26 protein-coding genes are annotated in these 24,743 nt (G+C 65.7%); 10 read left to right on the forward strand and 16 right to left on the reverse strand.

All coding sequences use genetic code 11. The features are described from left to right. The first annotated feature begins 13 nt into the window (after positions 1 to 13). From H7F35_RS33015 to H7F35_RS33030, 4 genes are all read left to right on the forward strand, one after another. Positions 14 to 238, forward strand: a complete 225-nt coding sequence (locus H7F35_RS33015; protein ID WP_093129838.1) for a DUF904 domain-containing protein — start codon at positions 14 to 16, stop codon at positions 236 to 238. Continuing rightward, the gene (locus H7F35_RS33020; protein ID WP_187110681.1) at positions 235 to 570 is read left to right on the forward strand and encodes a cell division protein ZapA; all 336 of its coding nucleotides are present in this window, start codon (positions 235 to 237) and stop codon (positions 568 to 570) included. Before H7F35_RS33015 ends, H7F35_RS33020 begins: the two co-directional genes overlap by 4 nt. Before the next feature lie 276 nt (positions 571 to 846). Further along, entirely contained in the window at positions 847 to 1,674 is an 828-nt protein-coding gene (locus H7F35_RS33025; protein WP_187110682.1) for a sulfite exporter TauE/SafE family protein, read from the forward strand. Between the two features lie 66 nt (positions 1,675 to 1,740). Further along, positions 1,741 to 2,166 (forward strand): universal stress protein, encoded by a 426-nt coding sequence (locus tag H7F35_RS33030; RefSeq protein ID WP_187110683.1) that lies wholly within the window; start codon positions 1,741 to 1,743, stop codon positions 2,164 to 2,166. Between the two features lie 124 nt (positions 2,167 to 2,290). On the opposite strand, the gene H7F35_RS33035 is transcribed toward H7F35_RS33030, so the two are convergent. The 8 genes from H7F35_RS33035 to H7F35_RS33070 all read right to left on the reverse strand — a co-directional run bounded on the left by H7F35_RS33035 (position 2,291) and on the right by H7F35_RS33070 (position 10,341). Further along, positions 2,291 to 3,826: a malonate--CoA ligase gene (locus H7F35_RS33035; protein ID WP_187110684.1), complete on the reverse strand. Its 1,536-nt coding sequence runs from the start codon at positions 3,824 to 3,826 to the stop codon at positions 2,291 to 2,293. Between the two features lie 23 nt (positions 3,827 to 3,849). Continuing rightward, positions 3,850 to 4,638, reverse strand: a complete 789-nt coding sequence (locus H7F35_RS33040; protein WP_187110685.1) for an enoyl-CoA hydratase/isomerase family protein — start codon at positions 4,636 to 4,638, stop codon at positions 3,850 to 3,852. Beyond that, a complete protein-coding gene (locus H7F35_RS33045) occupies positions 4,635 to 5,618 on the reverse strand; it encodes a Bug family tripartite tricarboxylate transporter substrate binding protein (RefSeq protein ID WP_187110686.1) in 984 nt (327 codons plus the stop codon). Before H7F35_RS33045 ends, H7F35_RS33040 begins: the two co-directional genes overlap by 4 nt. Before the next feature lie 79 nt (positions 5,619 to 5,697). After that, positions 5,698 to 7,164 (reverse strand): malonyl-CoA decarboxylase, encoded by a 1,467-nt coding sequence (locus H7F35_RS33050; RefSeq protein WP_187110687.1) that lies wholly within the window; start codon positions 7,162 to 7,164, stop codon positions 5,698 to 5,700. 48 nt (positions 7,165 to 7,212) lie between these two features. Continuing rightward, positions 7,213 to 7,881 carry a GntR family transcriptional regulator gene (locus H7F35_RS33055; RefSeq protein ID WP_187110688.1) on the reverse strand — a complete coding sequence of 223 codons (669 nt, stop codon included), beginning with the start codon at positions 7,879 to 7,881 and terminating at the stop codon, positions 7,213 to 7,215. A 528-nt stretch (positions 7,882 to 8,409) separates the two neighbouring features. Beyond that, positions 8,410 to 9,234: a prolipoprotein diacylglyceryl transferase gene (gene lgt / locus H7F35_RS33060; RefSeq protein ID WP_187110689.1), complete on the reverse strand. Its 825-nt coding sequence runs from the start codon at positions 9,232 to 9,234 to the stop codon at positions 8,410 to 8,412. Between the two features lie 57 nt (positions 9,235 to 9,291). Further along, positions 9,292 to 9,561, reverse strand: coding sequence for a hypothetical protein (locus H7F35_RS33065; protein ID WP_187110690.1), 270 nt, complete (start codon positions 9,559 to 9,561; stop codon positions 9,292 to 9,294). Between the two features lie 6 nt (positions 9,562 to 9,567). Further along, positions 9,568 to 10,341 (reverse strand): SDR family oxidoreductase, encoded by a 774-nt coding sequence (locus tag H7F35_RS33070; RefSeq protein ID WP_187110691.1) that lies wholly within the window; start codon positions 10,339 to 10,341, stop codon positions 9,568 to 9,570. Between the two features lie 130 nt (positions 10,342 to 10,471). Here H7F35_RS33070 and H7F35_RS33075 point away from each other — a divergent pair, with 130 nt between their 5' ends. Beyond that, a complete protein-coding gene (locus H7F35_RS33075) occupies positions 10,472 to 11,374 on the forward strand; it encodes a LysR family transcriptional regulator (RefSeq protein WP_187110692.1) in 903 nt (300 codons plus the stop codon). A gap of 24 nt (positions 11,375 to 11,398) precedes the next feature. On the opposite strand, the gene H7F35_RS33080 is transcribed toward H7F35_RS33075, so the two are convergent. Both H7F35_RS33080 and H7F35_RS33085 read right to left on the reverse strand, forming a co-directional pair. Continuing rightward, a complete protein-coding gene (locus H7F35_RS33080) occupies positions 11,399 to 11,947 on the reverse strand; it encodes a hypothetical protein (RefSeq protein WP_187110693.1) in 549 nt (182 codons plus the stop codon). Between the two features lie 52 nt (positions 11,948 to 11,999). Continuing rightward, entirely contained in the window at positions 12,000 to 12,935 is a 936-nt protein-coding gene (locus tag H7F35_RS33085; RefSeq protein ID WP_187110694.1) for a LysR family transcriptional regulator, read from the reverse strand. Positions 12,936 to 13,038: 103 nt separating this feature from the next. On the opposite strand from H7F35_RS33085, the gene ilvD reads away from it, so the two are divergent. After that, the gene (gene ilvD / locus H7F35_RS33090) at positions 13,039 to 14,733 is read left to right on the forward strand and encodes a dihydroxy-acid dehydratase (protein WP_187110695.1); all 1,695 of its coding nucleotides are present in this window, start codon (positions 13,039 to 13,041) and stop codon (positions 14,731 to 14,733) included. Between the two features lie 109 nt (positions 14,734 to 14,842). Here the strand turns inward: ilvD and H7F35_RS33095 are convergent, their stop codons facing one another. Together H7F35_RS33095 and H7F35_RS33100 are read right to left on the reverse strand one after the other, a co-directional pair. Further along, positions 14,843 to 15,664, reverse strand: a complete 822-nt coding sequence (locus tag H7F35_RS33095; RefSeq protein ID WP_187110696.1) for a DUF3592 domain-containing protein — start codon at positions 15,662 to 15,664, stop codon at positions 14,843 to 14,845. Positions 15,665 to 15,725: 61 nt separating this feature from the next. Beyond that, a complete protein-coding gene (locus tag H7F35_RS33100; protein ID WP_187110697.1) occupies positions 15,726 to 15,980 on the reverse strand; it encodes a TIGR04438 family Trp-rich protein in 255 nt (84 codons plus the stop codon). 106 nt (positions 15,981 to 16,086) lie between these two features. On the opposite strand from H7F35_RS33100, the gene H7F35_RS33105 reads away from it, so the two are divergent. Beyond that, positions 16,087 to 16,392: a c-type cytochrome gene (locus H7F35_RS33105; RefSeq protein ID WP_187110698.1), complete on the forward strand. Its 306-nt coding sequence runs from the start codon at positions 16,087 to 16,089 to the stop codon at positions 16,390 to 16,392. Positions 16,393 to 16,398: 6 nt separating this feature from the next. Here the strand turns inward: H7F35_RS33105 and H7F35_RS33110 are convergent, their stop codons facing one another. Both H7F35_RS33110 and acs read right to left on the reverse strand, forming a co-directional pair. Continuing rightward, the gene (locus H7F35_RS33110; protein WP_187110699.1) at positions 16,399 to 16,899 is read right to left on the reverse strand and encodes a LapA family protein; all 501 of its coding nucleotides are present in this window, start codon (positions 16,897 to 16,899) and stop codon (positions 16,399 to 16,401) included. 127 nt (positions 16,900 to 17,026) lie between these two features. Further along, complete coding sequence (gene acs, locus H7F35_RS33115; protein WP_187110700.1) at positions 17,027 to 19,024, reverse strand: acetate--CoA ligase; 1,998 nt, start codon at positions 19,022 to 19,024, stop codon at positions 17,027 to 17,029. A gap of 145 nt (positions 19,025 to 19,169) precedes the next feature. Here acs and H7F35_RS33120 point away from each other — a divergent pair, with 145 nt between their 5' ends. Further along, on the forward strand, positions 19,170 to 19,805 hold the full coding sequence (locus H7F35_RS33120; protein WP_187110701.1) for a YqhA family protein: 636 nt from the start codon (positions 19,170 to 19,172) through the stop codon (positions 19,803 to 19,805). Between the two features lie 16 nt (positions 19,806 to 19,821). On the opposite strand, the gene H7F35_RS33125 is transcribed toward H7F35_RS33120, so the two are convergent. Next, positions 19,822 to 20,739 (reverse strand): LysR family transcriptional regulator, encoded by a 918-nt coding sequence (locus H7F35_RS33125; protein WP_187110702.1) that lies wholly within the window; start codon positions 20,737 to 20,739, stop codon positions 19,822 to 19,824. 110 nt (positions 20,740 to 20,849) lie between these two features. Here H7F35_RS33125 and H7F35_RS33130 point away from each other — a divergent pair, with 110 nt between their 5' ends. After that, on the forward strand, positions 20,850 to 21,467 hold the full coding sequence (locus tag H7F35_RS33130; RefSeq protein ID WP_187110703.1) for an NAD(P)-dependent oxidoreductase: 618 nt from the start codon (positions 20,850 to 20,852) through the stop codon (positions 21,465 to 21,467). A 54-nt stretch (positions 21,468 to 21,521) separates the two neighbouring features. Here H7F35_RS33130 and fumC read toward each other — a convergent pair whose 3' ends face one another. Further along, complete coding sequence (fumC, locus tag H7F35_RS33135) at positions 21,522 to 22,919, reverse strand: class II fumarate hydratase (RefSeq protein ID WP_187110704.1); 1,398 nt, start codon at positions 22,917 to 22,919, stop codon at positions 21,522 to 21,524. Between the two features lie 555 nt (positions 22,920 to 23,474). On the opposite strand from fumC, the gene proV reads away from it, so the two are divergent. Further along, a complete protein-coding gene (gene proV / locus H7F35_RS33140; RefSeq protein WP_187110705.1) occupies positions 23,475 to 24,731 on the forward strand; it encodes a glycine betaine/L-proline ABC transporter ATP-binding protein ProV in 1,257 nt (418 codons plus the stop codon). Positions 24,732 to 24,743 lie beyond the last annotated feature (12 nt).

The raw sequence follows: 24,743 nt of genomic DNA on the forward strand, positions 1-24,743 counted from the left end.
ACAATCGCCAACCATGCCCGCCTCCAGCCCCATCGATCAGATCGCCGAGCGTGTTGAACGACTGCTTGTGCGCCATGAAGAGGTGCAGCGCACCAATGCGCTGTTGCAGGAACAAGTCGATGCGCTCACGCGCGAACGCGATGCCCTGAAGTCGCGGCTCGCCGCAGCCCGCACGCGCCTGGACGCCCTGCTCGAACGGCTGCCGGCCGAACCCCCATCCCAAGACTCCCCCGCATGAAGCAGATAGAAGTACAGATCATGGGCCAGAGCTATTTGCTCGGCTGTCCCGACGGCGGCGAGCCGCAACTGCGCGATGCCGTCGAACGCGTGGACGCGGCCATGTGCAAGATCCGCGACGCGGGCAAGGTCAAGGCGCGCGACCGCATTGCGGTGCTCGCATCACTGAATCTGGCGTTCGATCTCGCCGCGCAACAGGCCGCAGTGGCGGCAGCACCGGCGCCTGCACCCGCGTCCACAGCCGCAACGCAAGCGGGCGAAGCCGATCCGAAAGCGGCGCAGCTCATTCAAAGACTCGATCAAGCGTTGGCCGGCGATGGGCATTTGCTCTGAATACGTCCGACCGACATAGACAAGGCGTAAAATCCACCTCGTCTGCAGACGTGTCGGGCTTAATATTTCCTTGTTCCAATGCTCTCCGGAGCCGGGCTTGGTACATCGCTTGACGGGTGTGATCATCTCGCGTTAGATGAACCCGAAGTCTTGCTGCCCTCGCCCACCTGAACCCTGGTTCAGGATGCGGGTCCGGCACACCATCTGCAGACACCTTTTTCGCCACGGCCCCCTGCTTCATCGCACGGGGCCGTTGCTTTTTCAAGAGCCCGTCCCGTGAACCTTGCCGCCCTGCTCGACCCTTTGTTGATCGCCGAACTCGCCGCGCTCGGCCTGGGCACCGGTTTCCTCGCGGGCCTGCTGGGCATCGGCGGCGGCATGCTGATGGTGCCGTTCATCACGATCATCATGGGCCAGCGCGGCGTGCCGGCCGACCTTGCGGTGAAGATGGCCATCGCAACTTCGATGGCGACGATCATCTTCACCTCGGTGTCGAGCGTGCGCGCGCACCACAAGCGTGGCGCGGTGCGCTGGGACATCGTGCAGCGGCTGGCACCCGGCATCGTGATCGGCAGCCTCGCGGGCAGCCTCGGCGTGTTCGCGTTGCTCAAGGGCACGGCGCTCGCCATCTTCTTCGCGCTGTTCGTGGGCTTCTCGGCCACGCAGATGTTCCTCGACAAGAAACCCAAGCCCACTCGCCAGATGCCGGGCACCGGCGGCCAGCTTGCGGCGGGCGGCGCCATCGGTTTCATATCAGGCCTGGTCGGCGCGGGTGGCGGCTTCATCAGCGTGCCCTTCATGACCTGGTGCAACGTGGCCATTCACAACGCGGTGGCCACCAGCGCAGCGCTCGGCTTTCCGATTGCGGTGGCCAACGTGCTGGGCTATGTCATCAGCGGCCAATCGGTGCAGGGCCTGCCGGCTGGCGCCTTCGGCTACATCTGGCTGCCCGCGCTGGTGGTGATTGCGGCGTGCAGCGTGTTCACCGCACCGCTGGGTGCGAAGGCGGCGCACAGCCTGCCGGTGAAGAAGCTCAAGCGCGTGTTCGCGAGCATCCTCTATGTGCTGGCCGCCTACATGCTCTGGAAGGGCCTGCACGGCTGATCCAAAGCCCTTCGGCAGCGAGGTGCGACTTGCGGCATCTCACAGGGCCGGGCGTATAAAGGTTTCATGAAAATCCTTATCGCCGTCGACGGCAGCGCCTACACGCGCAAGGCGCTCGATTACCTGATCGCCCATCGCGCGATGTTCGTGGACGGGCATCAACTCGTGGTGGTGCATGTGTGCACCGGCGTCTCGGGCAACGTGGCCCGGCACCTCAGCAAGGAAGTGGTCGCGGGGTACTACGCCGAGGAAAGCGCCAAGGTGCTCGACCCGGTGAAGGCGCTGTTCGCCGAGAAGGGCCTGAGCAACTACACGATCGACTCGCGCCACGGCCATGCGGCCGAAGAAATCCTGAAGGCCGCGAGCGACGCGCAGGCCGAACTGATGGTGCTCGGCACCCACGGCCACGGCATCTTCGGGCGTGCGCTGATGGGCTCGGTCTCCACCAAGGTGCTTTCCGAGACCGACATCACGGTGCTGCTGGTCCAGTAGCCCTTCCTGCTGCCACGGTCGCTGCCTGCGGCCCTTGGCGCGACACGGAAGAAGCGCCCTTCGAGCCCGCCGTGCCAGACATCGCCTTCCAGCGCGTGACCGAGAAGGCGGCCGCCGTGAAAGCCTAGGCGAACAGCCCCTTGTGCTCCGCGCGCAGCAGCGCCTTCTGCACCTTGCCCATGGTGTTGCGCGGCAGCTCGGGCACCACGAAGCAGCGCTTGGGAATCTTGAAGTTGGCGAGCCTGGCCTTGAGATCGGCCACGATGGCCTCGGCGTCGAGCGCGGCGCCGGTCTTCGCAATCACGATGGCCACGCCCACTTCGCCGAAGTCGGGGTGCGGCACGCCGATCACCGCGCTTTCGGCCACGCCGGCCATTTCGTTGATGTAGCCCTCGATCTCGGCCGGGTAGACGTTGTAGCCGCCGCTGATGATCAGGTCCTTGCTGCGCCCGACGATGGTGATGTAGCCACGGCCATCGATCTTGCCCACGTCGCCGGTCTTGAAGAAGCCGTCGGCGGTGAACTCTTCCTTGGTCTTCTCGGGCATGCGCCAGTAGCCGGCGAACACGTTGGGGCCGCTGACCTCGATGTTGCCGATCTCGTCGGTGGTGCAGTCGCGTCCGCTGTCGTCGCGCACGCGCAGTTGCACGCCGGGCAAGGCAAAGCCGACGGTACCGCCACGGCGCTCGCCCTGCGCGGGGCTGTAGGGGTTGGACGTGAGCATGGCCGTCTCGCTCATGCCGTAGCGCTCGAGGATCGTGTGGCCGGTGCGCTCGCGCCATTCGTCGAAGGTTTCGATCAGCAGCGGCGCCGAGCCCGCGATGAACAGGCGCATGTTGCGCACCGCCTCGCGCGTGAGGCCGGCTTCGGCCAGCAGCCGCACGTAGAGCGTGGGCACGCCCATGAACACGGTGGCTTCGGGCAGCTTCTGCACGATGCGTTGGGGGTCGAACTTCGAGAACCACAGCATCTTGCTGCCGTTGAGCAGCGCGCCATGCAGCGCTACGAAAAGGCCGTGCACGTGGAAGATGGGCAGCGCGTGGATCAGCACGTCGCCTTCGGTCCAGCCCCAATAGTCTTTCAGCACCTCGGCGTTCGACAGCAGGTTGCGGTGCGTGAGCATCGCGCCCTTGCTGCGGCCGGTGGTGCCGCTGGTGTAGAGGATCGCGGCCATGTCGTCGGGCTTGCGCTGCGCGACCTTGTGCTGGTCGCTGCACTGCGCGGCAATTTCGAGCAGCGTGCCGGTGCGGTCGTCGTCCAGCGTGAAGACATGCTGGGTGCCGGCCGCATTCGCGATGGGGCCGACCCACGAGGCATTGCGGCTGGTGCACACCACCACCGCGGGCTCGGCGTTGCCGATGAAGTACTCGATCTCGGCGCTCTGGTAGGCGGTGTTGAGCGGCAGGAACACATAACCCGCGCGCAGCGTCGCCAGATACAGCAGCATGGCTTCGACCGATTTCTCGACCTGCACCGCGACGCGCGCGCCCTTCTCCAGTTTCAGCGCATCGAGCAGGTTGGCGATCATCGCGCTTGCGCGCTCGATGTCGCGCCACGAGTAGAAAAGGCCGTTGTCGGTTTCGACGGCGATGCTGTCGAGATCAGTGGGAAAGGCCGCGCGCAGGGCGGCGAACAGGTTGGCGTTGGCAGGCGTCTTCATCGCTTCGTCTTTGAACGGGTACTTCAGAAATTCGGTGTGCGCTTGGCAAGGAAGGCGGCAATGCCTTCGCGGTGCTCGGCGGAATCGGCGTAGTCGTAGGCAGTGGCCAGCAGGCTGTGGGCCGAAGGTGCGCCGGCCCTCAATGCGGCAAAGGTCTTCTTGTGCAGGCGCGCGGTCTGCGGCGCCAGCGTGGCAACGCGCGTGGCATGGGCCTGCACGGCGGCGATCACTTCGTTGTCGGGCAGCACATGCAGCAGAAAGCCCGCGTCGTACAGGCGCTGTGCACCATGCACGCCAGCGGCCAGAAGCATGTCGCGCGCGAGCACGTCGCCGATGGCGCCATGCACCAGCGCGGCTTCGCGTGGGGCCATCGGAAAACCGAGCTTGGCAATCGGTGCACCGAACTTCGCGGATGCACCGGCCAGCCGGATGTCGCAGCAGCTCGCGATCTCGATGCCGGCGCCCATGCAGGCGCCCTCGATCTGCGCAATCAGCGGCAGCGGACAGTCGAGCATCGACTGCAATGCAGCCCAGACTTCGTTCTCATGGAACTCGCGCAGGCTGGGCTCTTCGAAGCGGAACGACGGGTATTCGGAGATGTCGCCGCCCGCGCAGAACGCGCCGCCCTCGCCTCGCACGACGACACAGCGCAAGCCGCTGCTGCTGTCGTCGCCGTTGCGAAGGCCGTCGAACACGACACGCAGCTCGCGCCACATCGCGCGCGTCATTGCATTCAGGCGCCCTGTGTTCGACAGCGTGACGCGCGCGATGGCGCCCTCGCGGTGCAGCGAGATGCGACTGCCGCCCGTCATTCGATCCGGGCGCCCGAGGCCTTCACCACCGTGGCCCAGCGCTTGATTTCGGCGCTCACGAAACTGCCATAGGCCGACCCCGTCAGCGTCGGGATTTCGGAGCCGTTCTGGGCCCAGATGGCCTTGATGTCGTCGGCCGCCAGCACCTTCTGCATCTCGCCGACGATCTGCGGCTGCACGTCGGCCGGCGTGCGCTTGGGCGCCCACAGGCCGTACCAGGTGGTCACGGTGTAGTCGGGCAGGCCGACTTCCGCGGCGCACGGCACGTCGGGGAATGCGGGGTTGCGCTTGGCGCCGGCCACCATCAGCGCCTTGATGCGGCCGCTCTTGATGTACTGGGCGGAGGAGCCAAGGCCGTCGAACATCAGGTCGACGTTGCCGGCGATCAGGTCCGCCAGCGCCGGCCCGGCACCACGGTAGGGAATGTGGGTGATGAAGGTGCCGGTCTGGATCTTGAACAGCTCTCCGGCCAGATGGTGCGAGGTGCCCGCGCCGGCCGAACCGTAGTTCAGCTTGCCGGGATTGGCCTTGGCCAGCGCGATCAGCTCCTTGATGTTGTTGGCCGCCACGCGGCGCGGATTGACCACCACCACCTGCGGCACATTGGCCAGCAGCATCAGCGGCGCGAAGTCTTTCTCGATGTCGTAGTCGAGCTTGGGATAGACAGAAGGCGCAATGGCGTGGTGCACCGCGCCCATGAACAGCGAGTAGCCATCGGCCGATGCCTTCGAGGCCACGCTGGCACCGAGCGTGCCGCCGGCGCCGCCGCGGTTGTCGATGATGAGCGACTGGTTCGTCAGCCGCGAGAACTGGCCCGAGATCGGCCGCGCAAAGGCGTCGGTGCCGCCGCCGGCCGGGAACGGCACGACCATCGTCACCGGCTTGGTCGGCCAGCCCTGCGCGCGCGCTGCACCGCAAAGAACGGCCGCACCGGCGGCGGCCACGCGCAAGACGTCGCGGCGTTGAAAGCTTGGGTTCATGTGTCTCATCTCCTGTCGTTGTGGATTTTGCCGCCCGATGCGGCCGCCGGTGTGTCTTGCACCGGCTTCTGGCGCCCTGTCAGCCCTTTTTAAAAAACAGGCTGTCGATATCTCCCGATACAGCCACCTTGCCGTCCGCCAGCCAGGTGCGATGTTTGTCCAGACGCTTGAGGTCGTAGAGGTAATTGACCATGAGCCCGTACGACTGCTTGTGCCCTTTGGGCGACGGGTCGCCGGCCCAGTTCAGGCGCTCGACGCGCGCGCCGTTGCCCAGGTGAAAGCGCGCGACCGGATCGGCCGGCGTGCCGTCGACCAGCGCGCGGCCCAGGTACTCGGCGGCGGCCTGCATCAGCCATTGGCGCAGCAGCGACTTGGCATCGAAGGTGGCGGCTGCATCGACGGCTGCGAGCAGCCGCTCCGCGGTCGGCGGCAGCGAGCCGACGAGGCGGCCGATTTCGGCTTCGCGCTTTTCGTCGAGACGCGGCAGCAGGTCGGCGGCGTTCTTCGCGAGCCAGGTGCGAAAACCCGGAATCGGCGACAGCGTGGCGAAGGTCTTCAGGCGCGGCAGTTCGTCTTGCAGGGTCTCGACCACGCGCTTGATGAGCGAGTCGCCGAAGCTCACGCCACGCAAGCCGTTCTGCGTGTTGCTGATCGAATAGAAGATCGCGGTGGTCGCCTTGGCCGGCAGCACCGGCGCGGCGGCTTCGTCGAGCAGCGGCGTGATGCCGTCGCTGATGCGATCGACCAGCGCCACTTCGACAAAGATCAACGGCTCGTTCGGCAGGCGCGGATGAAAGAAACCGTAGCAGCGGCGGTCACTGTCGTCGAGCCGGTTCTTCACGTCGGACCAGCTCTTGATGTCGTGCACGGCTTCGTAGCGGATCAGCTTCTCGATCAGCGAGGCCGGCGAATCCCAATCGATGCGGCGCAGTTCGAGGAAGGCGACGTCGAACCAGGTGGAGAACAGTTGCTCCAGCTCGGCATCGAGCGACAGCAGGCGCTTGTCGGCCTTCAGGCACGGCAGCAGGTCGGCGCGCAGATCGACCAGAAAGCGCATGCCCTCGGGCTCGACCGCGAAACGCTGCAGCAGGCGCATGCGCGGCGACACGAGCGCGCGGCGCAGGCGCAGCTCGGCCTGCCCTTCGTCGGGCGTGCCAACGGCGGTCTGGTGCTGGTCGCGTGCGGTCTTGAGCTTTTGCGCGTCGGCGGCGAAGTGCTCGCTCATCAGCGCCCAGTAGTCGCGGCGCTCCTCGGGCTGTGCGGCAGCGTAGGCCACGGCGATGGCATGGGCGCGCCGGCCGCCTTCGACCTCGCTCACGCGCGGATCGATCACGGCTTGCAGGTCGGCCAGCACGCGACGCAGCGCGCGCGGCGATAGCGCCTCGTCGGCCTTTCGCAGCGTGACCACCAGACGCTCGGCGGTCGAACGTGCGCTGGGCTTGAGCGCATTCTTCGGCGTGCTTTTCGTGGCGCCTTCTGGCGCCACGGGCACCTTGGACTTTTCGCCAGAGCGCAGCCGCGCCTGGAACCATTCGGTCGCACTCATCGGGTCACTCCAATGCTTGGGGTTCGGGCATGCCGCGACGATCGCGCGTCATGGCATCACCCTGGATTTCTGTTGCTGCATGACTTCACGCAGCGCCTCGCGCTGCCGCGTCATGTGCGTGCGCATGGCGGCATCGGCGCCTTCGCTGTCGCGCGCCTTGAGGGCCGCAAAGATGGCCAGGTGCTCGGACAGGCTCTGGTCGAGCCGGCCCGGCGCATGCAACTGCTGCAGCCGCGCGAGCTTGAGGATCTTGCGCAGGTCGCCGATCACCTGGGCCAGCCACTTGTTGTCGGCGAGCTTGATGATCGCCTCGTGAATGATGTGGTTGGTCGCGTAGTAGTCGTTGATGCGCCGCGCCTTGGCATGGCGCACCAGGCGCTCGTGCAGCGCGTCAAGCTCATGCAGCTCCGCATCGCTCGCGTTGCGTGCCGCCTCGTAGGCACAGCGGCCTTCGAGCAAAGCGATGACGGGGAAAATTTCGTCGAGGTCACGCTCGGTCACTTCATTGACGAAGCAGCCGCGCCTTGGCTCGTGCCGCAGCAGGCCTTCGGCAGTGAGCACCTTCAGTGCTTCGCGCAGTGGCGTGCGGGAGATGGAAAGCCGCTCGCACAGGGCCGTTTCGTCCACGAAGCTGCCGGGGGCCAGCGTGCCGTCGAAGATCTGCTCGCGCAGCGTGGCGGCGACTTCGTCGTGCAGGGAGTTGGGAACCAGGCGCATGGGAATTTGAAGCGATGACCTCGGGTGGCTCGGCGTAATTTCCTGTAATTACGCGTAATTGTGAGGACCGCAGTCATGCAACGCAAGTGCCGAGCGGCGGTTGCTGCGCCCGGAATTACCCTGAGAGCTTCTTCATCATCTGTTTGGGAACATGCAAGCAGCCGTCGAAGTACCGGTGCGCTGCTCTGTCGTTTGTGGCGCGTGCATTCGGAGCGCTGCTGTTCGGGGCGGGTGCGAATGACACCGGGTGCTCCCCTCCGCGAATGTCCCCCGCTTCGCTCCTCCTTTATTTCGCTGCGGGGAACACCCGGCGTCATTCGCACAGGGGCACGCTGCTATTGATCTTGCGATCAACCACCGCTCTGACCGCTCACGTCGATACGGGGCTCTTTTTAGCTAAATAAAGGAGGAGCGAAGCGGGGGACATTCGCGAAAAAGAGCACCGTGTCGGCGGGAGCGACGCCCTGAACAGCAGCAGCGCCCAGAAGAAAAGCCGGCCTCAACACAGGCCCCGAGAAACCGACGAACTCAGGCCCGAGCAGCGACAGTCTTCGTGCGGCCGAACCAGAACCACAACGCGATGCCGGCAATCACCATCGGCACGCTGAGCCACTGACCCTGGCTCAGGCTCAATGCGCGCAGGCCGAGGAAATCGTCGGGCTCGCGGAAGTACTCGGCAAAAAAGCGCAGAGCGCCATAGCCGATCAGGAACACCGCCGCCACCTGGCCCTGCTTGCGCTCCTTGCGCGCGTAGAGCCACATGATCACGAACAGCAGCAAGCCTTCAAGCAGGAACTGATAGACCTGCGAGGGATGGCGCGGCAGCATCGAGCCGCTTTGCGGGAACACCATGCCCCATGGCAGGTCGGGGCTGCTGAATCGGCCCCACAGCTCGCCGTTGATGAAGTTGCCCACGCGGCCCGCGGCCAGGCCCGTCGGCACGCAGGGCGCGACGAAATCCATCACCTGCCAGAACGGCCGCGCACGCGAATGCGAGAACCAGACCATCGCACCGATCACGCCCAGCATGCCGCCATGGAAGCTCATGCCGCCCTGCCACACGTAGAGAATTTCGAGCGGATGCGTGAGATAGAACTCGGGCTTGTAGAACAGGCAGTAGCCGAGCCGGCCACCGACGATCACGCCCATCACGCCGAGAAAAAGAATGTCCTCGATGTCCTTGCGCTGCCAGGCACCGGCACCGACGAGCGAGCGGTACGGCTCATGTCGCAGCCGGCGCGTGCCGAGAAAGTAGAACAGCGCAAAGGCGGCCAGGTAGGTCAGGCCGTACCAGTGGATGGCCACCGGCCCCAGTTGCAGGGCGATGGGATTGATCTGCGGATACATGAGCATCCGCGGATTGTGCCCGGCCTGAATGTCGGGGCCGGCACGGGGACATTCAGGGCAACGTCAGCGCCCGAACTTCCACCACACGAGCCCCGCCACCACGGCCGGCACCGCGAAGATCAGCAGGAAGATCGGCAGTTCTTCGGCCACCGAGTAGCCTGCCTTGATCACGCCCACCGCCATGTTGATGCCGGCGCCGATGAACCACGCCGGAATGAACCATTTGGCGGCCGTGGCGAGCGCCAGCGCGGAGCCGTCGCCCATGAAGCGGCCGGCCAGAAGAAACACCACCAGCAGCACGAAGCCACCGCCCATCACCAGGATCGTGTGCATGTCGTGTCAGCGGGTCGTGTAGCCACCGTTGGCGAAAATGGTCTGGCCCGTGATCCACCAGCCTTCGGTGACCAGGAAGCGCACGATGGGCGCGATGTCCTCGATGTCGGTCAGGCCCTTCTTCGAGAACTTGCTCAGCGCGGCAGCACTGCTGTGGTATTCGACGGCTTCCTTGCTTTCCTGGCCGTAGAAGAACGGCGTGTCCATGGGTCCCGGGCCGATCGCATTGACCGAGATGCCGCGCTCGCCGAACTCCTTGGAAGCCGCGCGCGTGAAGTGCTCCACCGCAGCCTTCGAGCCCGGGTAGATCGCATAGAACGGTGTGTAGGCCGCCAGCAGCGAACTCACGATCGACACGATGCTGCCGCCTTCGGCCAAGGTGCGGCCGGCCTGCTGGATGAAGAAGAAGGCCGCCTTGGCATTGGCATCGAAGCTCTTGTCGTAGTCGGCTTCGGTGACATCGAGGATCGGCTTCTTGATGACCACGCCGGCGGTGTTGATGGCAATGTCGACCTGGCCGAAATGCTTGACGGCCTGGTCGAACAACCGGACGTTGTTCTCGACCACGGAGAGATCGCCCTGCACCAGCAGCGTGTCGGCGCCCTTGGCCTTGAGCGCGGCGGCGGTTGCCTCGGCGTCGGCGCGCGAAGCATCGCTGTTGTAGTGGATGGCGATGCCACGGGCGCCGCTGTCGACCAGTTGGTGGCCGATCAGGGCGCCGAGGTTCTTGCCGCCGCCGGCGATGACGGCGACCTTGTTCTTGAGTGTGCGTGCGGACATGAATGAACTCCTGAAAAGAGATGTGGATGTGTGACTGCGAGCTGGAGTCTATTGGTCGCCGGTGCGCGGATAAATCAACGATCCAAGGCTAGACTGTTCAATAAATCACGAACAATCAGGCAAACAGCGAATGGACCGCATCGACCTTCTCCAGGTCTTCCTGCGCGTGGCCGAAACCGGCAGCTTCACGCGCGCCGCCGACCGGCTGGGCCTGCCGCGCGCGACCATCTCGACGGCCGTGCAGCAGCTCGAAACACGGCTGGGCTCGCGCCTGCTCCACCGGACCACGCGACGCGTCAGCCTCACCCCCGACGGCGAGGTGATGCTGGAGCGGGCCCGCGCGCTGGTGGCCGACATGGAAGACATCGAGCAGCAGTTCCTGCCCGCGCACGGCCACGTGAGCGGACGGCTCAAGGTCGACGTGCCGAGCCGCATCGCGCGGCGACTGATCGCGCCGGCGCTGCCGAGCTTCTTCGAGCGTTTTTCGGGCATCGAGCTTGAACTCGGCTCCAGCGACCGCGCGGTGGACCTCGTGCTCGAAGGCGTCGATTGCGCGCTGCGCGTCGGGCCCCTGGCAAGCAGCAGTCTGGTGGCGCGGCCGCTCGGGCATTTCACGCTGATCAACTGCGCGAGCCCGGCCTATCTGGCGCGGCACGGCACGCCGCGCACGCCTGCGGATTTTCCGCAACACCTCGCGGTCAACTACGCCTCGCCGACCAGTGGCCGCGCAGCGCCGTGGGAATGGCAGCGCGATGGCGAAACACACACCTTGCGAATACCCAGCCAGGTGACGACCAACAACGCCGAAACCTACATCGCCTGCGCACTGGCCGGGCTGGGCCTGATCCAGATTCCCGCCTACGACGTGCGCGAGCATCTTGCAGCCGGCGAACTGGTCGAGGTGATGCCCGACGCGCGCGCCGAGCCGCTGCCGGTGCATCTGGTGTATCCGCACCGGCGCAACCTGTCGCGCCGGATGCAGGCGTTCGCGGGCTGGCTCGAGACGCTGCTGGCTGACTCGCTCAGCCCTTGATCCGGCTCGCCGCGCCTTGCGCCGTCAGCGCGCCGTCATGTCCTTGCGGCCGTAAGGAAGACTCTTGACGAGCCTGAACTTGCCGTTGGCAAATTCGTAGAACGCGACTGTGTCCCCGCTGCCGCCCTTCGGCTGCTCGATGTTGATGTCGCCCGCGAAAACCATCAGGCGGCTGGAGCGCTTGTAGATGAGTTCCTGCCCGGCCTCGTTCCCGAACTCCGGCTTCACCGGAGACGCGCTGGAGAGCACCACCGGCAGCGCGGTGGCATGCCCCGTGGTCGCATCGATCACCGCGCCCATGTTGCATCCGTCGCTTCCGCAACCCCAGCGCACCACGATGTAGCGACCCGCGAAGTCCGGCTTGCTCGAAGCAATCGCATTCCTGAGGCGGGTGCGGAACAGCTTGGCGAAGTCGCTGTCGATCACCAGCGCGTGGTTCGCTCCGGTGTATGCCGCATCGGCCGGATAGTCCTTGAACTGGGGGGCCGCAGGTTGCGCCTGCACGGCCAACGCACACAGGGCCGCCGCCACCACAAAAGTGCAACGGACGAGGAAGGAGGCTGGGGTCTTCATGCGATTCTTCTTCACTTCTTCGAGCGCACCGACGCGGTGCCAACGCCGCCGTTTATAGCTTGAGCTCGCGCACGAACGCCACGAAGCGCTCCAGCGCCGGGTTGGCGGCCCCGGCGGGCCACACGAGGCTGGTCTCGCAGACGGGAAGCGTCGGCGCACTGCGGCGCCGCGCGGCCGGCGCGAATTCCGCGGCGCGGCGGTACACCACGCCCGCGCGCCTGAACTGCGTGACGCTCTCCGGCACCCAGGCCACGCCAATGCCGCCCGACACCAGGTTGACGATGGTCTGCATCTGGATGGCCTCCTGCGAGAGCTGCGGCACCCGGCCTGCCGCGTGATAGAGCCCGAAGATCGCGTCGTGCAGCGAAGGCACGATGCGGCGCGGGAAGATCACCAGCGGCTCGGCCAGCACATCGGACAACAACAGCTTCTGTGTGCGGGCCAGCGCATGCCGAGCCGGCAGCGCGAGCACCAGCGGCTCTTCGGACACGGCAAGCCGCGTCAGTCCCGGCGGCGCAGCGCCGGGCGAATGCAGCATCAGCCCGGCATCGATCTCGCCGCGCGCAAAGGCTTCGAGCTGCACGTCGCCGGTGGCCTCGACCAGTTCGAGCGCCACCTCGGGGCACAGCACGCGGAACTCGCGCACCCAGGCCGGCAACTGCTCGAAGCCGACGGTCGAAACGAAGGCGATGCGCACGCGGCCCACCTGCCCCGCCGCCGCCGCACGGGCCCGCGCGGGCAGCGCCTGGGCGCGTGCCAGCAGCTCGCGCACGTCGGGCAACAGCGCCTCGCCGGCGGGCGTGAGCGCCACGCGCCTTCGGGTGCGGTCGAACAGCACCACGCCCAGCGTCTTTTCGAGCTGGGCGATGGCTTGCGTCACCGGCGGCTGCGTCATGTGCAGCCGCAACGCGGCCCGGCCGAAGTGCAGCTCTTCGGCCACTGCGACGAACTGGCGCCAGGCCCGCAGGTCAATCATGACTTCATTCATATGCCGAGCATATCAATCCATGCTGCAAATTGGATTGGAACCAATCAATCAGAAGTCCGATACTTGGCGCTCCCCTCGATCTCCCCACGACACAAGAGACACCATGGACACCAAGCCAATCCAGATCAATCGCCGCAGCGCCAACATCGTCGAAGGCAAGAGCCGCGCCCCCAACCGCTCGATGTTCTATGCCATGGGCTACGAAGAGAGCGACTTCAAGAAGCCGATGGTCGGCGTCGCCAACGGCCACAGCACCATCACGCCCTGCAACTCGGGCCTGCAGAAGCTGGCCGACGCGGCCATCGCGGGCATCGAGGAAGCCGGCGGCAACGCGCAGGTGTTCGGCACGCCCACCATTTCCGACGGCATGGCCATGGGCACCGAAGGCATGAAGTACTCGCTGGTGAGCCGCGAAGTCATTTCGGACTGCATCGAAACCTGCGTCGGTGGTCAGTGGATGGACGGCGTGCTCGTGGTCGGCGGCTGCGACAAGAACATGCCCGGCGGCCTGATGGGCATGCTGCGCGCCAACGTGCCGGCCATCTACGTGTACGGCGGCACCATCCTGCCGGGGCGCTACAAGGGGCAAGACCTGAACATCGTGAGCGTGTTCGAAGCCGTGGGCCAGAACGCCGCAGGCAACATGAGCGACGAAGACCTGCGTGAGATCGAGATGCGCGCCATTCCGGGCAGCGGCTCGTGCGGCGGCATGTACACGGCCAACACCATGTCCAGCGCGTTCGAGGCGCTGGGCATCTCGCTGCCCTACTCGTCGACCATGGCGAATCCGCACGACGAGAAGGCCAACTCGGCCAAGGAGTCAGCCAAGGTGCTGATCGAGGCGATCAAGAAAGACCTGAAGCCGCGCGACATCGTGACCAAGAAGGCTATCGAAAACGCCGTGGCCGTCATCATGGCCACGGGCGGCTCGACCAACGCGGTGCTGCACTTCCTGGCCATCGCGCACGCGGCCGAGGTCGAATGGACCATCGACGACTTCGAGCGCATGCGCAAGAAGGTGCCGGTGCTGTGCGACCTGAAGCCCTCGGGCAAGTACCTCGCGGTCGACCTGCACAAGGCCGGCGGCATTCCGCAAGTCATGAAGGTGCTGCTGAACGCGGGCCTGCTGCATGGCGACTGCATCACCATCAGCGGCCAGACGATTGCCGAAGTGCTCAAGGACGTGCCCGACGTGCCGCGCGCCGACCAGGACGTGATCCGCACGATCGACAAGCCGATGTACGCCGAAGGCCACCTGGCGATCCTGAAGGGCAACCTGTCGCCCGAAGGCGCTGTCGCCAAGATCACCGGCCTGAAGAACCCGGTCATCACCGGCCCGGCGCGCGTGTTCGACGACGAGCAATCGGCGCTGCAGGCCATCCTGGCCGGCAAGATCGTGGCCGGCGACGTGATGGTGCTGCGCTACCTCGGCCCCAAGGGCGGCCCGGGCATGCCGGAAATGCTGGCCCCCACCGGCGCGCTGATCGGCGCGGGCCTGGGCGAAAGCGTGGGCCTGATCACCGATGGCCGCTTCTCTGGCGGCACCTGGGGCATGGTCGTGGGCCACGTGGCGCCTGAAGCTGCGGCCGGCGGCACCATCGCGTTCGTGAACGAAGGCGACTCGATCACCATCGACGCGCACAAGCTGGTGCTCGAACTGAACGTGCCCGAAGCCGAGATCGCCAAGCGCCGCGAGGGCTGGAAGGCCCCGGCTCCGCGCTACACGCGCGGCGTACAAGCGAAGTTCGCGTTCAACGCATCGAGCGCCAGCTCAGGCGCGGTGCTCGACAAGTTCTGATTCCTTCGGGAAACACCGAGGAACCGGCTTTGCCGGGCCTCCGGTGTTGCCCCCGGTAGGGGGTTGGCGAAGTGACGCGAAGTGCACGCAGCCTGGGGGCGAGCCTTGTTCAGGCCATCATCCACGCGCCGTAGCCGAAGGCCAGAAACCCAAGGCCGACGATCGCGAGGATGCTGCGGAACTGGAAATCCGTCGCCGGCGGCAAGCTCTGCACGATGAAGTGCAGCAAGGCCCCGGCGCCGATGGTCATGAAGCCCGCGCCGAACTGCTTCGCCGGGTTCGGATCGGGATAGAAGAACACGAGCGCGAAGCCCGCGAGAAACACCATGTTGGCGACCACGGTGCCGTGTGTACGCCAGCGCTGCTGCGCCGGCGTGGGATCGCGCACCAACCGCCGCCCGTCCTGGTGCCGGCCTTCCCTGATCGCCATGCCCATGAAGAAGAGGCCGAACATCGTCGGAAATCCACCGAAGATGCCAAGCCCCCAGACGATGCCCCACATGTTCTGGAAATCGGCCACCAACGCCTGCGCTGGGTCGGCCTTGCTGTAGCGCACCTCGACCGGGTCGCCCCACTCCTTGCCGGTCAGGCCACCGCCCAGCCCCTTGACGCGGCGCTTCAATCCATCGGAAGCGGTGTATTCGACGATGGGCGCGCGCGATATGGTCGTGCGGCCGTCGCTGTCCTTGCTGCGCTCTTCCACGAACTCGACCAGGCTGCCCTGCACGCTGTCCGTGCCGGCAATCGACTGGTAGCGGTGCCAGCCGACCGTGACCGCACCGTAAAGGCCTGCGCAGCCGATCAACAGCGCACCGACGCCGACACCCCAGAAGAAGGTCTTGAGCCACCCCACGAGCCCGCCGATGGCCGGTCCGACCAACAGCGAGAGGCCGAAGACGAGCAATGCGCGGGTGGCGGCTTGGTCATCCATGGCGCACCTCCTTTCGGCATGGAGCGCGGGGTTTGTCAGGCGGGTAGCGGCGGCACCGCGCTCAGCGGCGCGGGGGCTGGCCGTTGCTGGTCTTCATGCCCATGTTGGTCTTCTGGCGGTCGATGCGCGCCTGCTTGCGCTTGTCTTCCCGCTCCATGACCCTTCGCTTGGTATAGCCCGAGGAATCGGCCCAGGCCCACCACGCGATGGCCATCGCGAACGGGGAAAGCACGATCCACCAGCTCCAGCCGGCGACCATGCCGACTTCGAGGTACTTGAGGGCAATGCCCAGCAGGCCCAGCAGCAAAAACAACATCGCGAATCCCCCGGGGTTTGTGGCAACGCATCCGGACGCCGGTGCACGGCGCTACCTACAATCGCGTTGCATCGAATGTAACCCAGCCCTTACGAAATACATCCCCATGAAAAGAGTCCTGTTGTTGGTCGCCCTGGGCTTCGGCGTCGCAGCCCCCGCCTTCGCCGATCTCGCCCTGGCCACGTCGAAGAACTGCATGAGTTGCCACGCGGTCGAGCGCAAGGTGCTCGGGCCGTCGTTCAAGGATGTGGCCGCGAAGTACAAGGACGACAAGGGTGCCGTCGACACGCTCGCCAGCAAGATCATGAAGGGCGGCTCCGGCGTCTGGGGGCCGGTGCCGATGCCGGCGAACAACCAGGTCAGCGAAGCGGATGCAAAGAAGCTGGCCGCCTGGGTGCTGTCGACGAAGTAATCCCCGTCAACCCTGCGGGTTGATGTCCACCGGCAGCGGACGGCGCTCGATGCGATCTTCAAGCTGGCCGATGTGCGCGGCCACCGTGTTGTCGGTCTGGTCGGAGCGCAACCGGACGGCGGTTTCAAGCTGATCCATGCGCGCCAGCACGGCCGTGTGACGGTCTGCGTTGTGCGCCATGTGCTTGTTCTCTTGCGCTTCGAGGAAGTTGCGCAACTCGGTGAAGCGCGAGGCTTCGGCCTTGTCCGCGAGGTCGCGCTGGACTTGCATTTCCTTCGTGTGGCGCTTGGTGTCGAGCAGCACCGAACTGTGCAGGTACAGCACGTAGACCAGGAAGAAGGCCGCGAGCACGACCGTGAGCCCCAGCATGATCAGCCCCAGCGGCGCCGAGACGGTCATGAAGCCCAGCCACACATCGGTGGGCGCCGACAGCGCCCCCCAGTTCAGCGCGGCGAGTGCTGCAATCAGCAGCACGATGACAAACAGGAAAGCGGATCTCACACCCATGGGGGCCTCCTTCGGAAAGATCGAACACAAATGCAGGCCGCACGCACCGGAGCGCGCGGCAACTGAATTGGTTTTACCTCAGCCGAAGGGCCCGTCCGGCGCTGCCGGACGGATAAACGGCCACGTCCTACAGGCGTTCTGACAACTGTTCGAGGATTGCCGGATTTTCCAGCGTCGAGGTGTCCTGCGTGATCTCCTCGCCCTTGGCAATGCTGCGCAACAGGCGCCGCATGATCTTGCCGCTGCGCGTCTTGGGCAGGTTGTCGCCGAAGCGGATGTCCTTGGGCTTGGCGATGGGGCCGATTTCCTTGGCGACCCAGGCACGCAGCTCATTGGCGATCTGCTTGGCTTCTTCGCCGGTCGGGCGGCTGCGCTTGAGCACGACAAAAGCGCACACGGCCTCGCCCGTCACATCGTCGGGACGGCCCACCACCGCGGCTTCGGCCACGAGGTCGGTCTTGGAGACCAGCGCCGATTCGATTTCCATGGTGCCCAGTCGGTGGCCCGAGACGTTGAGCACGTCGTCGATGCGACCCGTGATGCGGAAGTAGCCGCGATCGACACTGCGCACGGCGCCATCGCCGGCCAGGTAGATCGTGCCGCCCATCTCCTCGGGGAAGTAGCTCTTCTTGAAGCGCTCGGGGTCGTTCCAGATGGTGCGGATCATCGAGGGCCAGGGCCGCTTGATGACCAGCATGCCGCCTGCGCCATTGGGCAGGTCTTTGCCGGTCTCGTCGACGATGGCGGCCATGATGCCCGGTAGCGGCAAGGTGCACGAGCCCGGCACCAGCGGCGTGGCGCCCGGCAGCGGCGTGATGACGTGGCCACCGGTTTCGGTCTGCCAGAAGGTATCGACGATCGGGCACTTCTCGTGGCCGATGTTCCGGTGGTACCACATCCACGCCTCGGGATTGATCGGCTCGCCGACCGAACCGAGGATGCGCAGGCTCGACAGGTCCCAGTTCTTCGGATGCACCTTCTCGTCGCCCTCTGCCGCCTTGATGAGCGAGCGGATGGCGGTGGGCGCGGTGTAGAACACCGACACCTTGTGCTTCTCGATCATCTGCCAGAAGCGGCCCGCATGCGGGAAGGTCGGGATGCCCTCGAACACCACCTGCGTGGCGCCGGCCGCGAGCGGGCCGTAGGCGACGTAGGTGTGGCCGGTGATCCAGCCGATGTCGGCCGTGCACCAGAACACGTCGTCGGGACGCGAATCGAAGGTCCAGTCCATCGTGAGCTTGGCCCACAGCAGGTAGCCGCCGGTGGCGTGCTGCACGCCCTTGGGCTTGCCGGTGGAACCCGAGGTGTAGAGGATGAACAGCGGATGCTCGGCGTTCACAGGCACGGGCGGGCAATCGGTGCTCTGGCCCTTCAATGCCTCGGCGAAGGTCTTGTCGCGGCCTTCGACGCGGTTCCATGCGGTGGCCGTGCGCTCGTACACGAACACGGTCTTGATCGATTCGCAGCCGCCCAGCGCGATGCCGTCGTCGACGATGGCCTTCAGCGGCAGTTCCTTGCCGCCACGCAGTTGGTAGTTGGCGGTGATGACCGCCACCGCACCCGCGTCGATGATCCGCTCCTGCAGCGCCTTGGCCGAGAAGCCGCCGAACACCACGCTGTGCGTGGCGCCGATGCGCGCGCAGGCCTGCATGGCGATCACGCCTTCGACCGTCATCGGCATGTAGATGACGACGCGGTCGCCCTTCTGGATGCCCGCGGCCTTCAGCCCATTGGCGAACTGGCTCACGCGGCCGAGCAACTCTTTGTAGCTGACGTTGGTGACGGTGCCGTCGTCGGCCTCGAAGACGATGGCGGTCTTGTTCTCGACCGGGGTGCCCATGTGCCTGTCGAGGCAGTTGGCGCTGGCATTGAGCTCGCCGTCGCCGAACCATTCGTAGAACGGGGCCTTCGACTCGTCGAGCGTCTTCGTGAACGGTTTCGTCCACTGCAGGTTGTCTTTGGCCAAGCGGCTCCAGAACCCCTCGAAGTCCTGTTCAGCTTCCTTGCACAGCGCCTCGTAGGCGGCCATGCCGGAAATTCGGGCGCCTTCGGTGGCGCGGGCGTCGGGCGGGAACACGCGGTTCTCGACCAGGACGGATTCAATGTTCTTCGATGCGCTGCTCATTCTCTTGTCTCCTGGATGGATGCGGCCGTAATGTCGACGGGCCCACTTACGGGCTACTGACGGCCCGATGTTAGTTCGCGGGGTTATCACGAGTCCGACACGGGGGCACCCCTAGAATCGCCGGTCTTCCACGAACCTCCACCCGATGTCCGCGCCCGATCCTTTCGACCCTCTGAACCCGCCCACTCCCCGGACCTCGCCAATGGGACCGTTGCCCCGGCTGATCTTTGCAAGCCGCTGGCTGCAACTGCCCCTGTACCTGGGCCTGATCGTGGCGCAGGCGGTGTACGTGGTGCACTTCCTGGTCGAGCTGCTGCACCTGGTCGAAGCCGCGTTCGGCAGCCAGACCGCGCTGCAGGCCCTGATCACCAGCATCGGCTACAAGACAACGGCGCCGGTCGGCGCCCTCAACGAGACGGTGATCATGCTGGTGGTGCTGGCGCTGATCGACGTGGTGATGATCTCGAACCTGCTGATCATGGTGATCGTGGGCGGCTACGAAACCTTCGTGAGCCGCATGAACCTCGAAGGCCACCGCGACCAGCCCGAGTGGCTGAGCCACGTGAACGCCTCGGTGCTCAAGGTCAAGCTGGCCACCGCGATCATCGGCATCAGCTCGATCCACCTGCTCAAGACCTTCATCAACGCAGACAACTACACCGACCGCGTGCTGATCGCGCAGACCGTGATCCACATCGCCTTCCTGCTCTCGGCCATGGCCATCGCCTACACCGACAAGCTGATGACGTCAAACGCGTCGCAAGGCGGCGCCCCTCACTGAGCGCCACGGCTTCGCCCTAACCTGCGTGCGGCACGTCCCACGCAGGCATTTCGGTGAAGCGCTCGGCGAGGAAGTCGAGCATGGTGCGCAGCGTGGCCGGCATGTGTTTGCGCGAGGCGTAGACGGCATACATGCCCACCACCTGCGGCTCGAAATCGGGAAAGAGCGGCACCAATTCCCCGGCCTGCACCAGCTCCGACGTCAGGTAGGTCGGCAGCATCGCGATGCCAGCCCCGGCCCGCGCCAGGTACATCAGGCTGGCCGCGTCGTTGGTCGACACATTGCCGCCCACGGCCACGGACGCCGGCTCCCCGTCTTTGTTGCGCGTGAAATTCCAGAGGCTGCGCCCGAAATAGGAATGCGTGAGGCAGTTGCGCTGGGCAAGTTCTTCCACGCGCACCGGCTTGCCATGCTCCTTGAGGTAGGCCGGTGAGGCACAAACCACCGAGCGGCACACCGTGAGCCGGCGTGCGATCAGGTTGGGGTCGATCTCCACCGCCACGCGAATGGCGAGGTCGATGCGCTCGTCCACGAGGTTCACCGCGCGGTCCATCAGCACGAGGTCGACCGCCACGCCCGGATAAAGCCGCACGTAGTCGGCCACGGCCTCGGCCAGTTGCGCCTGCGCGAACGAGGTGCTGGCGGTGATGCGCAACTGTCCGCGCGGCGCCTCGGCCGGATGCCGCACCGCGGCCTGCATGTCGCCTGTGAGTTCCAGCACCTGGCGGCAGCGCGGCAACAGCTCTTCGCCCGCTGCCGTGAGGCTCAGGCGGCGTGTCGTGCGATGCAGCAGGCGTGCGCCGGTCCATTGCTCCAGTTCGGCCACATAGCGCGTGACCACGGGACGGGACATGTCGAGCTTGTCGGCCGCGGCCGAGAGGCTGCCCGAATCCACCACGTTCACGAACACCCGCATTGCGTTCAATCGATCCATTTGAACGATTTTAGAAATAAACAAACGCGCAATTCGAGGTATTTCTTTCGAAAGCAGAAACCTAAGATGCGGTTCATCCCTTCCACTTTTCTTTCTGACAGGAGTTCCTCATGAGCCACATCGCCATCATTGGTGCCACCGGACGTGCCGGCGGCCGCCTTCTCGAAGAAGCGCTGCGCCGCGGCCACACCGTGACCGCCATCGCCCGCAAGGCCAGCGACAAGCTGTCGGGCCGCGCCAACGTGAAGGCCATCGACCTCGACGTGCTCGACGCGCCCGCGCTCGAAAAAGCCCTCGCCGGCCACGACGCCGTGTTCAGCGCCGCGCACTTCGCCACCGTGCCGCCCGCCGCCGTCATCGGCCCGGTCAAGCGCGCGGGCGTCAAGCGCCTGCTGGTGGTCGGCGGTGCCGGCAGCCTGTTTGCGGCGCCGGGCCTGAAAGTGATCGACACGCCGAACTTCCCCGATGCGTACCGCGCCGAAGCTTCGGCCGGTGGCGTGTTCCTCGACGCATTGCGCGGCGAGCAGGAACTCGACTGGACCTTCCTGTCGCCCTCCGCCGAATTCGTCGAAGGCGAGCGGACGGCCAAGTTCCGCCTCGGCAAGGACGACCTGCTGGTGAGCGCCGAAGGCCGCAGCTGGATCACCTTCGAGGACTACGCGATCGCGTTCATCGACGAGCTGGAAAAGCCGGCGCACTCGCGCCAGCGCTACACAATCGGGTACTGATCGCCCGGCAACGAAAAAGGACCCTCGCGGGTCCTTTTTTCATGGGTGATCGACTCAGCGGCCGGTCATGTTCTCCGGCACCACCCACTGGTCGAACTGCTCGGCCGTCAGGTGGCCCGAAGCAATCGCCGCTTCACGCAGGCTCGTGCCTTCCTTGTGTGCCTTCTTCGCGATGTAGGCCGATTTGTCGTAGCCGATGTGCGTGTTCAGCGCCGTCACCAGCATCAGCGAACGCTGCACCAGCTCGGTGATGCGCTCGCGGTTCGGCTCGATGCCCACGGCGCAGTGGTCGTTGAAGCTCACCATGCCGTCGGCCAGCAGGCGCACGCTCTGCAGGAAGTTGTGCGCCACCATCGGACGGAACACGTTCAGCTCGAAGTTGCCCGAGGCGCCGCCGATGTTGATGGCGACGTCGTTGCCGAACACCTGCGCGGCCAGCATCGTGACGGCTTCGCTCTGGGTCGGGTTGACCTTGCCCGGCATGATCGACGAACCGGGTTCGTTCTCGGGAATGCTCAGTTCGCCGATGCCGCTGCGCGGGCCGCTCGCGAGCCAGCGCACGTCGTTGGCGATCTTGTTCATGCTGGCTGCCAGCGTCTTCAGCGCGCCGTGAGCATGCACCAGCGCATCGACGCTGGCCATGGCTTCGAACTTGTTCGGCGCGGTGATGAAAGGCAGGCCCGTGAGCTTTGCCAGTTCGGCCGCCACCTGCTCGGCGTAGCCCTTGGGCGCATTGAGGCCGGTGCCGACGGCCGTGCCGCCCAGTGCCAGTTCGCTCAGGTGCGGCAGCGCCGCACGCACATGCGCTTCGCCATGCGCCAGTTGCGCCACATAGCCCGAGAACTCCTGGCCCAGCGTGAGGGGCGTGGCGTCCTGCAGGTGGGTACGGCCGATCTTCACGATGTCGGCGAAGTCCTTGGCCTTCTTGTCGAGCGTGCCGCGCAGCTTGGCAATGGCAGGCAGCAGCTTGTGCGTGATGGCCTCGACGGCGGCCACGTGCATGGCGGTGGGGAACACGTCGTTGCTCGACTGGCTGCGGTTGACGTCGTCGTTCGGGTGCACCAGGCGCCCTTCGCCACGTTCACCGCCAAGGATTTCGCTCGCGCGGTTGGCCAGCACCTCGTTGACGTTCATGTTGGTTTGCGTGCCCGAGCCGGTCTGCCACACCACCAGCGGGAACTCGCCCGGGTGCTTGCCGGCGATGACTTCATCGGCCGCGGCCACGATGGCGTGGGTCTTCTTTTCGTCCTGCAGGCCCAGCGCGTGGTTGACCACGGCCGATGCACGCTTGACCTGCGCCAGCGCCTTGATGATCTCGCGCGGCTGCTGCTCGCCGGAGATGTCGAAGTTCTGCAGCGAGCGCTGCGTTTGCGCGCCCCACAGCTTGTCGGCCGGCACATCGATCGGGCCAAAGGTGTCGCGCTCGGCACGGGTCTTGGGGGAAGTCGTCATGAGAAAAGCTCCGCAGTCTTGGAAAAAGCGCGCCCGCTCGCCGGGCGCGATGCCGAGTATCGCCCGATAGGAACGGCTCTCATCTGACGTGGGCTTTGCGTCGCGGCTGACATCACCTTACGCCTCCCAGGTTGACAGCCGTCATGCCAAAAAGTTATGATCAAAGGCTTCCGAGGACCTATAAGTCATGTTGATGACGTTGTAGGTCTCACCTGCACTACTCGCGGATCTTGAATCCCGTCGCGGTGTCAGGTTCATCCGCCGGGCCCAGCCCGGCAAAACCGGCCGGATTTTTCCGGCCCCATTGCCACGTCACGCTCTTCCAGGCGGCGCCCCTCGACCAGGCCCGTCGCTCTGCGAACGAAGCATCCGGCGGGCACTGGTTTCGTCGCCATGTCGTCTTCAGTGCCTGTCGGCAGCCTTTGCGGCTCGCCGGGCCATTGCACGCGCATTCATCACGCGCTCTGTTCGGGCAGCCCCATCGGCTGATGGCGTGGCCGTTGCCGCCCTTCGGGGCGGTGCTGTGTCCACCCTCACACAAGGAGCCCCCTGCGTATGGCCAAAGGAATTCTCATCGACCACGTCTTCAAGGTTTTCGGCGACGAGCCGGAGCAAGCCCTGGAACTGGTCCGGCAAGGTTTTTCCAAGAAGGAGATCCTGGCGCGCACGGGCCAGTCGATCGGCGTGTTCGACGCCACCTTCGAGATCCAGGCCGGAGAAATCTTCGTCATCATGGGTCTGTCGGGCTCCGGCAAGTCGACGCTGGTGCGCCTGCTGAACCGACTGATCGAGCCGACTGCCGGGCGCATCGTGATCGACGGTGCGGACATCAACGAGCACTCCGATGCCAAGCTGCGCGCGCTGCGCCGCAAGGACATCAGCATGGTGTTCCAGTCCTTCGCGCTGATGCCGCACATGACGGTGCGCGAGAACACCGCCTTCGGCCTCGACCTCTCCGGTACCGGCAAGAAAGAGCGCCTTGCGCAGGCCGACCTGGCGCTGGCGCAAGTCGGGCTGGCGGGCTGGGGCGACAGCTATCCCGACGAGCTGTCGGGCGGCATGCAGCAGCGCGTGGGACTGGCGCGGGCGCTGGCGTCCGATCCGTCGATCCTGCTGATGGACGAGGCCTTCTCGGCGCTCGATCCGATCATCCGCACCGAAATGCAATCGGAGCTGCTGCGGCTGCAGCAGGAGCAGCGCCGCACCATCGTCTTCATCTCGCACGACCTGGACGAAGCCATGCGCATCGGCGACCGCATCGCGATCATGAAAGACGGACAGGTGATCCAGGTCGGCACACCCGACGAGATCCTGCGCAGCCCGGCCGACGACTACGTGCGCAGCTTCGTGCGCGGCGTGGACGCAGCCGCCGTGTTCAAGGCGGCGGACATCGCGCGCAAGTCGCTCACGGTGGTGTGCGAGCACCCCGAGCGCGGTGCGCGCGCGGCGCTCAAGGTGCTGGAAGACCAGGACCGTGACTACGCCTATGTGACGAGCCCGACCAAGCGCTACCTGGGCACCGTGTCCGCCGACACGCTGCGTTCGGCGCTCGACGGGCACTCGGGCCCGCTGGGCCTGCGCCATGCGTTCCTGAACGACCTTGGCGTGATCGAAGCCGACGCGCCCGTGGCCGGCCTGATCGGCCAGGTGGGTCAGGCGCCTTGCGCGATGCCGGTGGTGGCAAGCGACGGCCGCTTCTGTGGCGCGATCAGCAAGACGACGCTGCTGAAGTTTCTCGACCGCGACACGCCGCCGATCGACCCGGCGCACCAGCCCCAGCAACCCGCGCCCGCCACTGCGGCCGTGGCCTGACCGACTTCGAAG

Origin of the sequence: Variovorax sp. PAMC26660 (assembly GCF_014302995.1) — a bacterium.
Classification (GTDB): Bacteria; Pseudomonadota; Gammaproteobacteria; order Burkholderiales; family Burkholderiaceae_C; genus Variovorax.

Excerpts from the sequence above, each read along its gene's own strand:
- H7F35_RS33075 (WP_187110692.1), top strand. The coding sequence starts at position 10,472 with ATGGACCGCATCGACCTTCTCCAGGTCTTCCTGCGCGTGGCCGAAACC.
- H7F35_RS33125 (WP_187110702.1), bottom strand. The coding sequence starts at position 20,739 with ATGGATCGATTGAACGCAATGCGGGTGTTCGTGAACGTGGTGGATTCG.
- H7F35_RS33070 (WP_187110691.1), bottom strand. The coding sequence starts at position 10,341 with ATGTCCGCACGCACACTCAAGAACAAGGTCGCCGTCATCGCCGGCGGC.
- H7F35_RS33080 (WP_187110693.1), bottom strand. The coding sequence starts at position 11,947 with ATGAAGACCCCAGCCTCCTTCCTCGTCCGTTGCACTTTTGTGGTGGCG.
- H7F35_RS33045 (WP_187110686.1), bottom strand. The coding sequence starts at position 5,618 with ATGAACCCAAGCTTTCAACGCCGCGACGTCTTGCGCGTGGCCGCCGCC.
- fumC (WP_187110704.1), bottom strand. The coding sequence starts at position 22,919 with ATGACGACTTCCCCCAAGACCCGTGCCGAGCGCGACACCTTTGGCCCG.
- H7F35_RS33085 (WP_187110694.1), bottom strand. The coding sequence starts at position 12,935 with ATGAATGAAGTCATGATTGACCTGCGGGCCTGGCGCCAGTTCGTCGCA.
- H7F35_RS33040 (WP_187110685.1), bottom strand. The coding sequence starts at position 4,638 with ATGACGGGCGGCAGTCGCATCTCGCTGCACCGCGAGGGCGCCATCGCG.
- lgt (WP_187110689.1), bottom strand. The coding sequence starts at position 9,234 with ATGCTCATGTATCCGCAGATCAATCCCATCGCCCTGCAACTGGGGCCG.
- proV (WP_187110705.1), top strand. The coding sequence starts at position 23,475 with ATGGCCAAAGGAATTCTCATCGACCACGTCTTCAAGGTTTTCGGCGAC.
- H7F35_RS33095 (WP_187110696.1), bottom strand. The coding sequence starts at position 15,664 with ATGGATGACCAAGCCGCCACCCGCGCATTGCTCGTCTTCGGCCTCTCG.
- ilvD (WP_187110695.1), top strand. The coding sequence starts at position 13,039 with ATGGACACCAAGCCAATCCAGATCAATCGCCGCAGCGCCAACATCGTC.
- H7F35_RS33035 (WP_187110684.1), bottom strand. The coding sequence starts at position 3,826 with ATGAAGACGCCTGCCAACGCCAACCTGTTCGCCGCCCTGCGCGCGGCC.
- H7F35_RS33020 (WP_187110681.1), top strand. The coding sequence starts at position 235 with ATGAAGCAGATAGAAGTACAGATCATGGGCCAGAGCTATTTGCTCGGC.
- acs (WP_187110700.1), bottom strand. The coding sequence starts at position 19,024 with ATGAGCAGCGCATCGAAGAACATTGAATCCGTCCTGGTCGAGAACCGC.
- H7F35_RS33120 (WP_187110701.1), top strand. The coding sequence starts at position 19,170 with ATGTCCGCGCCCGATCCTTTCGACCCTCTGAACCCGCCCACTCCCCGG.
- H7F35_RS33105 (WP_187110698.1), top strand. The coding sequence starts at position 16,087 with ATGAAAAGAGTCCTGTTGTTGGTCGCCCTGGGCTTCGGCGTCGCAGCC.
- H7F35_RS33015 (WP_093129838.1), top strand. The coding sequence starts at position 14 with ATGCCCGCCTCCAGCCCCATCGATCAGATCGCCGAGCGTGTTGAACGA.
- H7F35_RS33100 (WP_187110697.1), bottom strand. The coding sequence starts at position 15,980 with ATGTTGTTTTTGCTGCTGGGCCTGCTGGGCATTGCCCTCAAGTACCTC.
- H7F35_RS33065 (WP_187110690.1), bottom strand. The coding sequence starts at position 9,561 with ATGCACACGATCCTGGTGATGGGCGGTGGCTTCGTGCTGCTGGTGGTG.
- H7F35_RS33030 (WP_187110683.1), top strand. The coding sequence starts at position 1,741 with ATGAAAATCCTTATCGCCGTCGACGGCAGCGCCTACACGCGCAAGGCG.
- H7F35_RS33110 (WP_187110699.1), bottom strand. The coding sequence starts at position 16,899 with ATGGGTGTGAGATCCGCTTTCCTGTTTGTCATCGTGCTGCTGATTGCA.
- H7F35_RS33055 (WP_187110688.1), bottom strand. The coding sequence starts at position 7,881 with ATGCGCCTGGTTCCCAACTCCCTGCACGACGAAGTCGCCGCCACGCTG.
- H7F35_RS33050 (WP_187110687.1), bottom strand. The coding sequence starts at position 7,164 with ATGAGTGCGACCGAATGGTTCCAGGCGCGGCTGCGCTCTGGCGAAAAG.
- H7F35_RS33130 (WP_187110703.1), top strand. The coding sequence starts at position 20,850 with ATGAGCCACATCGCCATCATTGGTGCCACCGGACGTGCCGGCGGCCGC.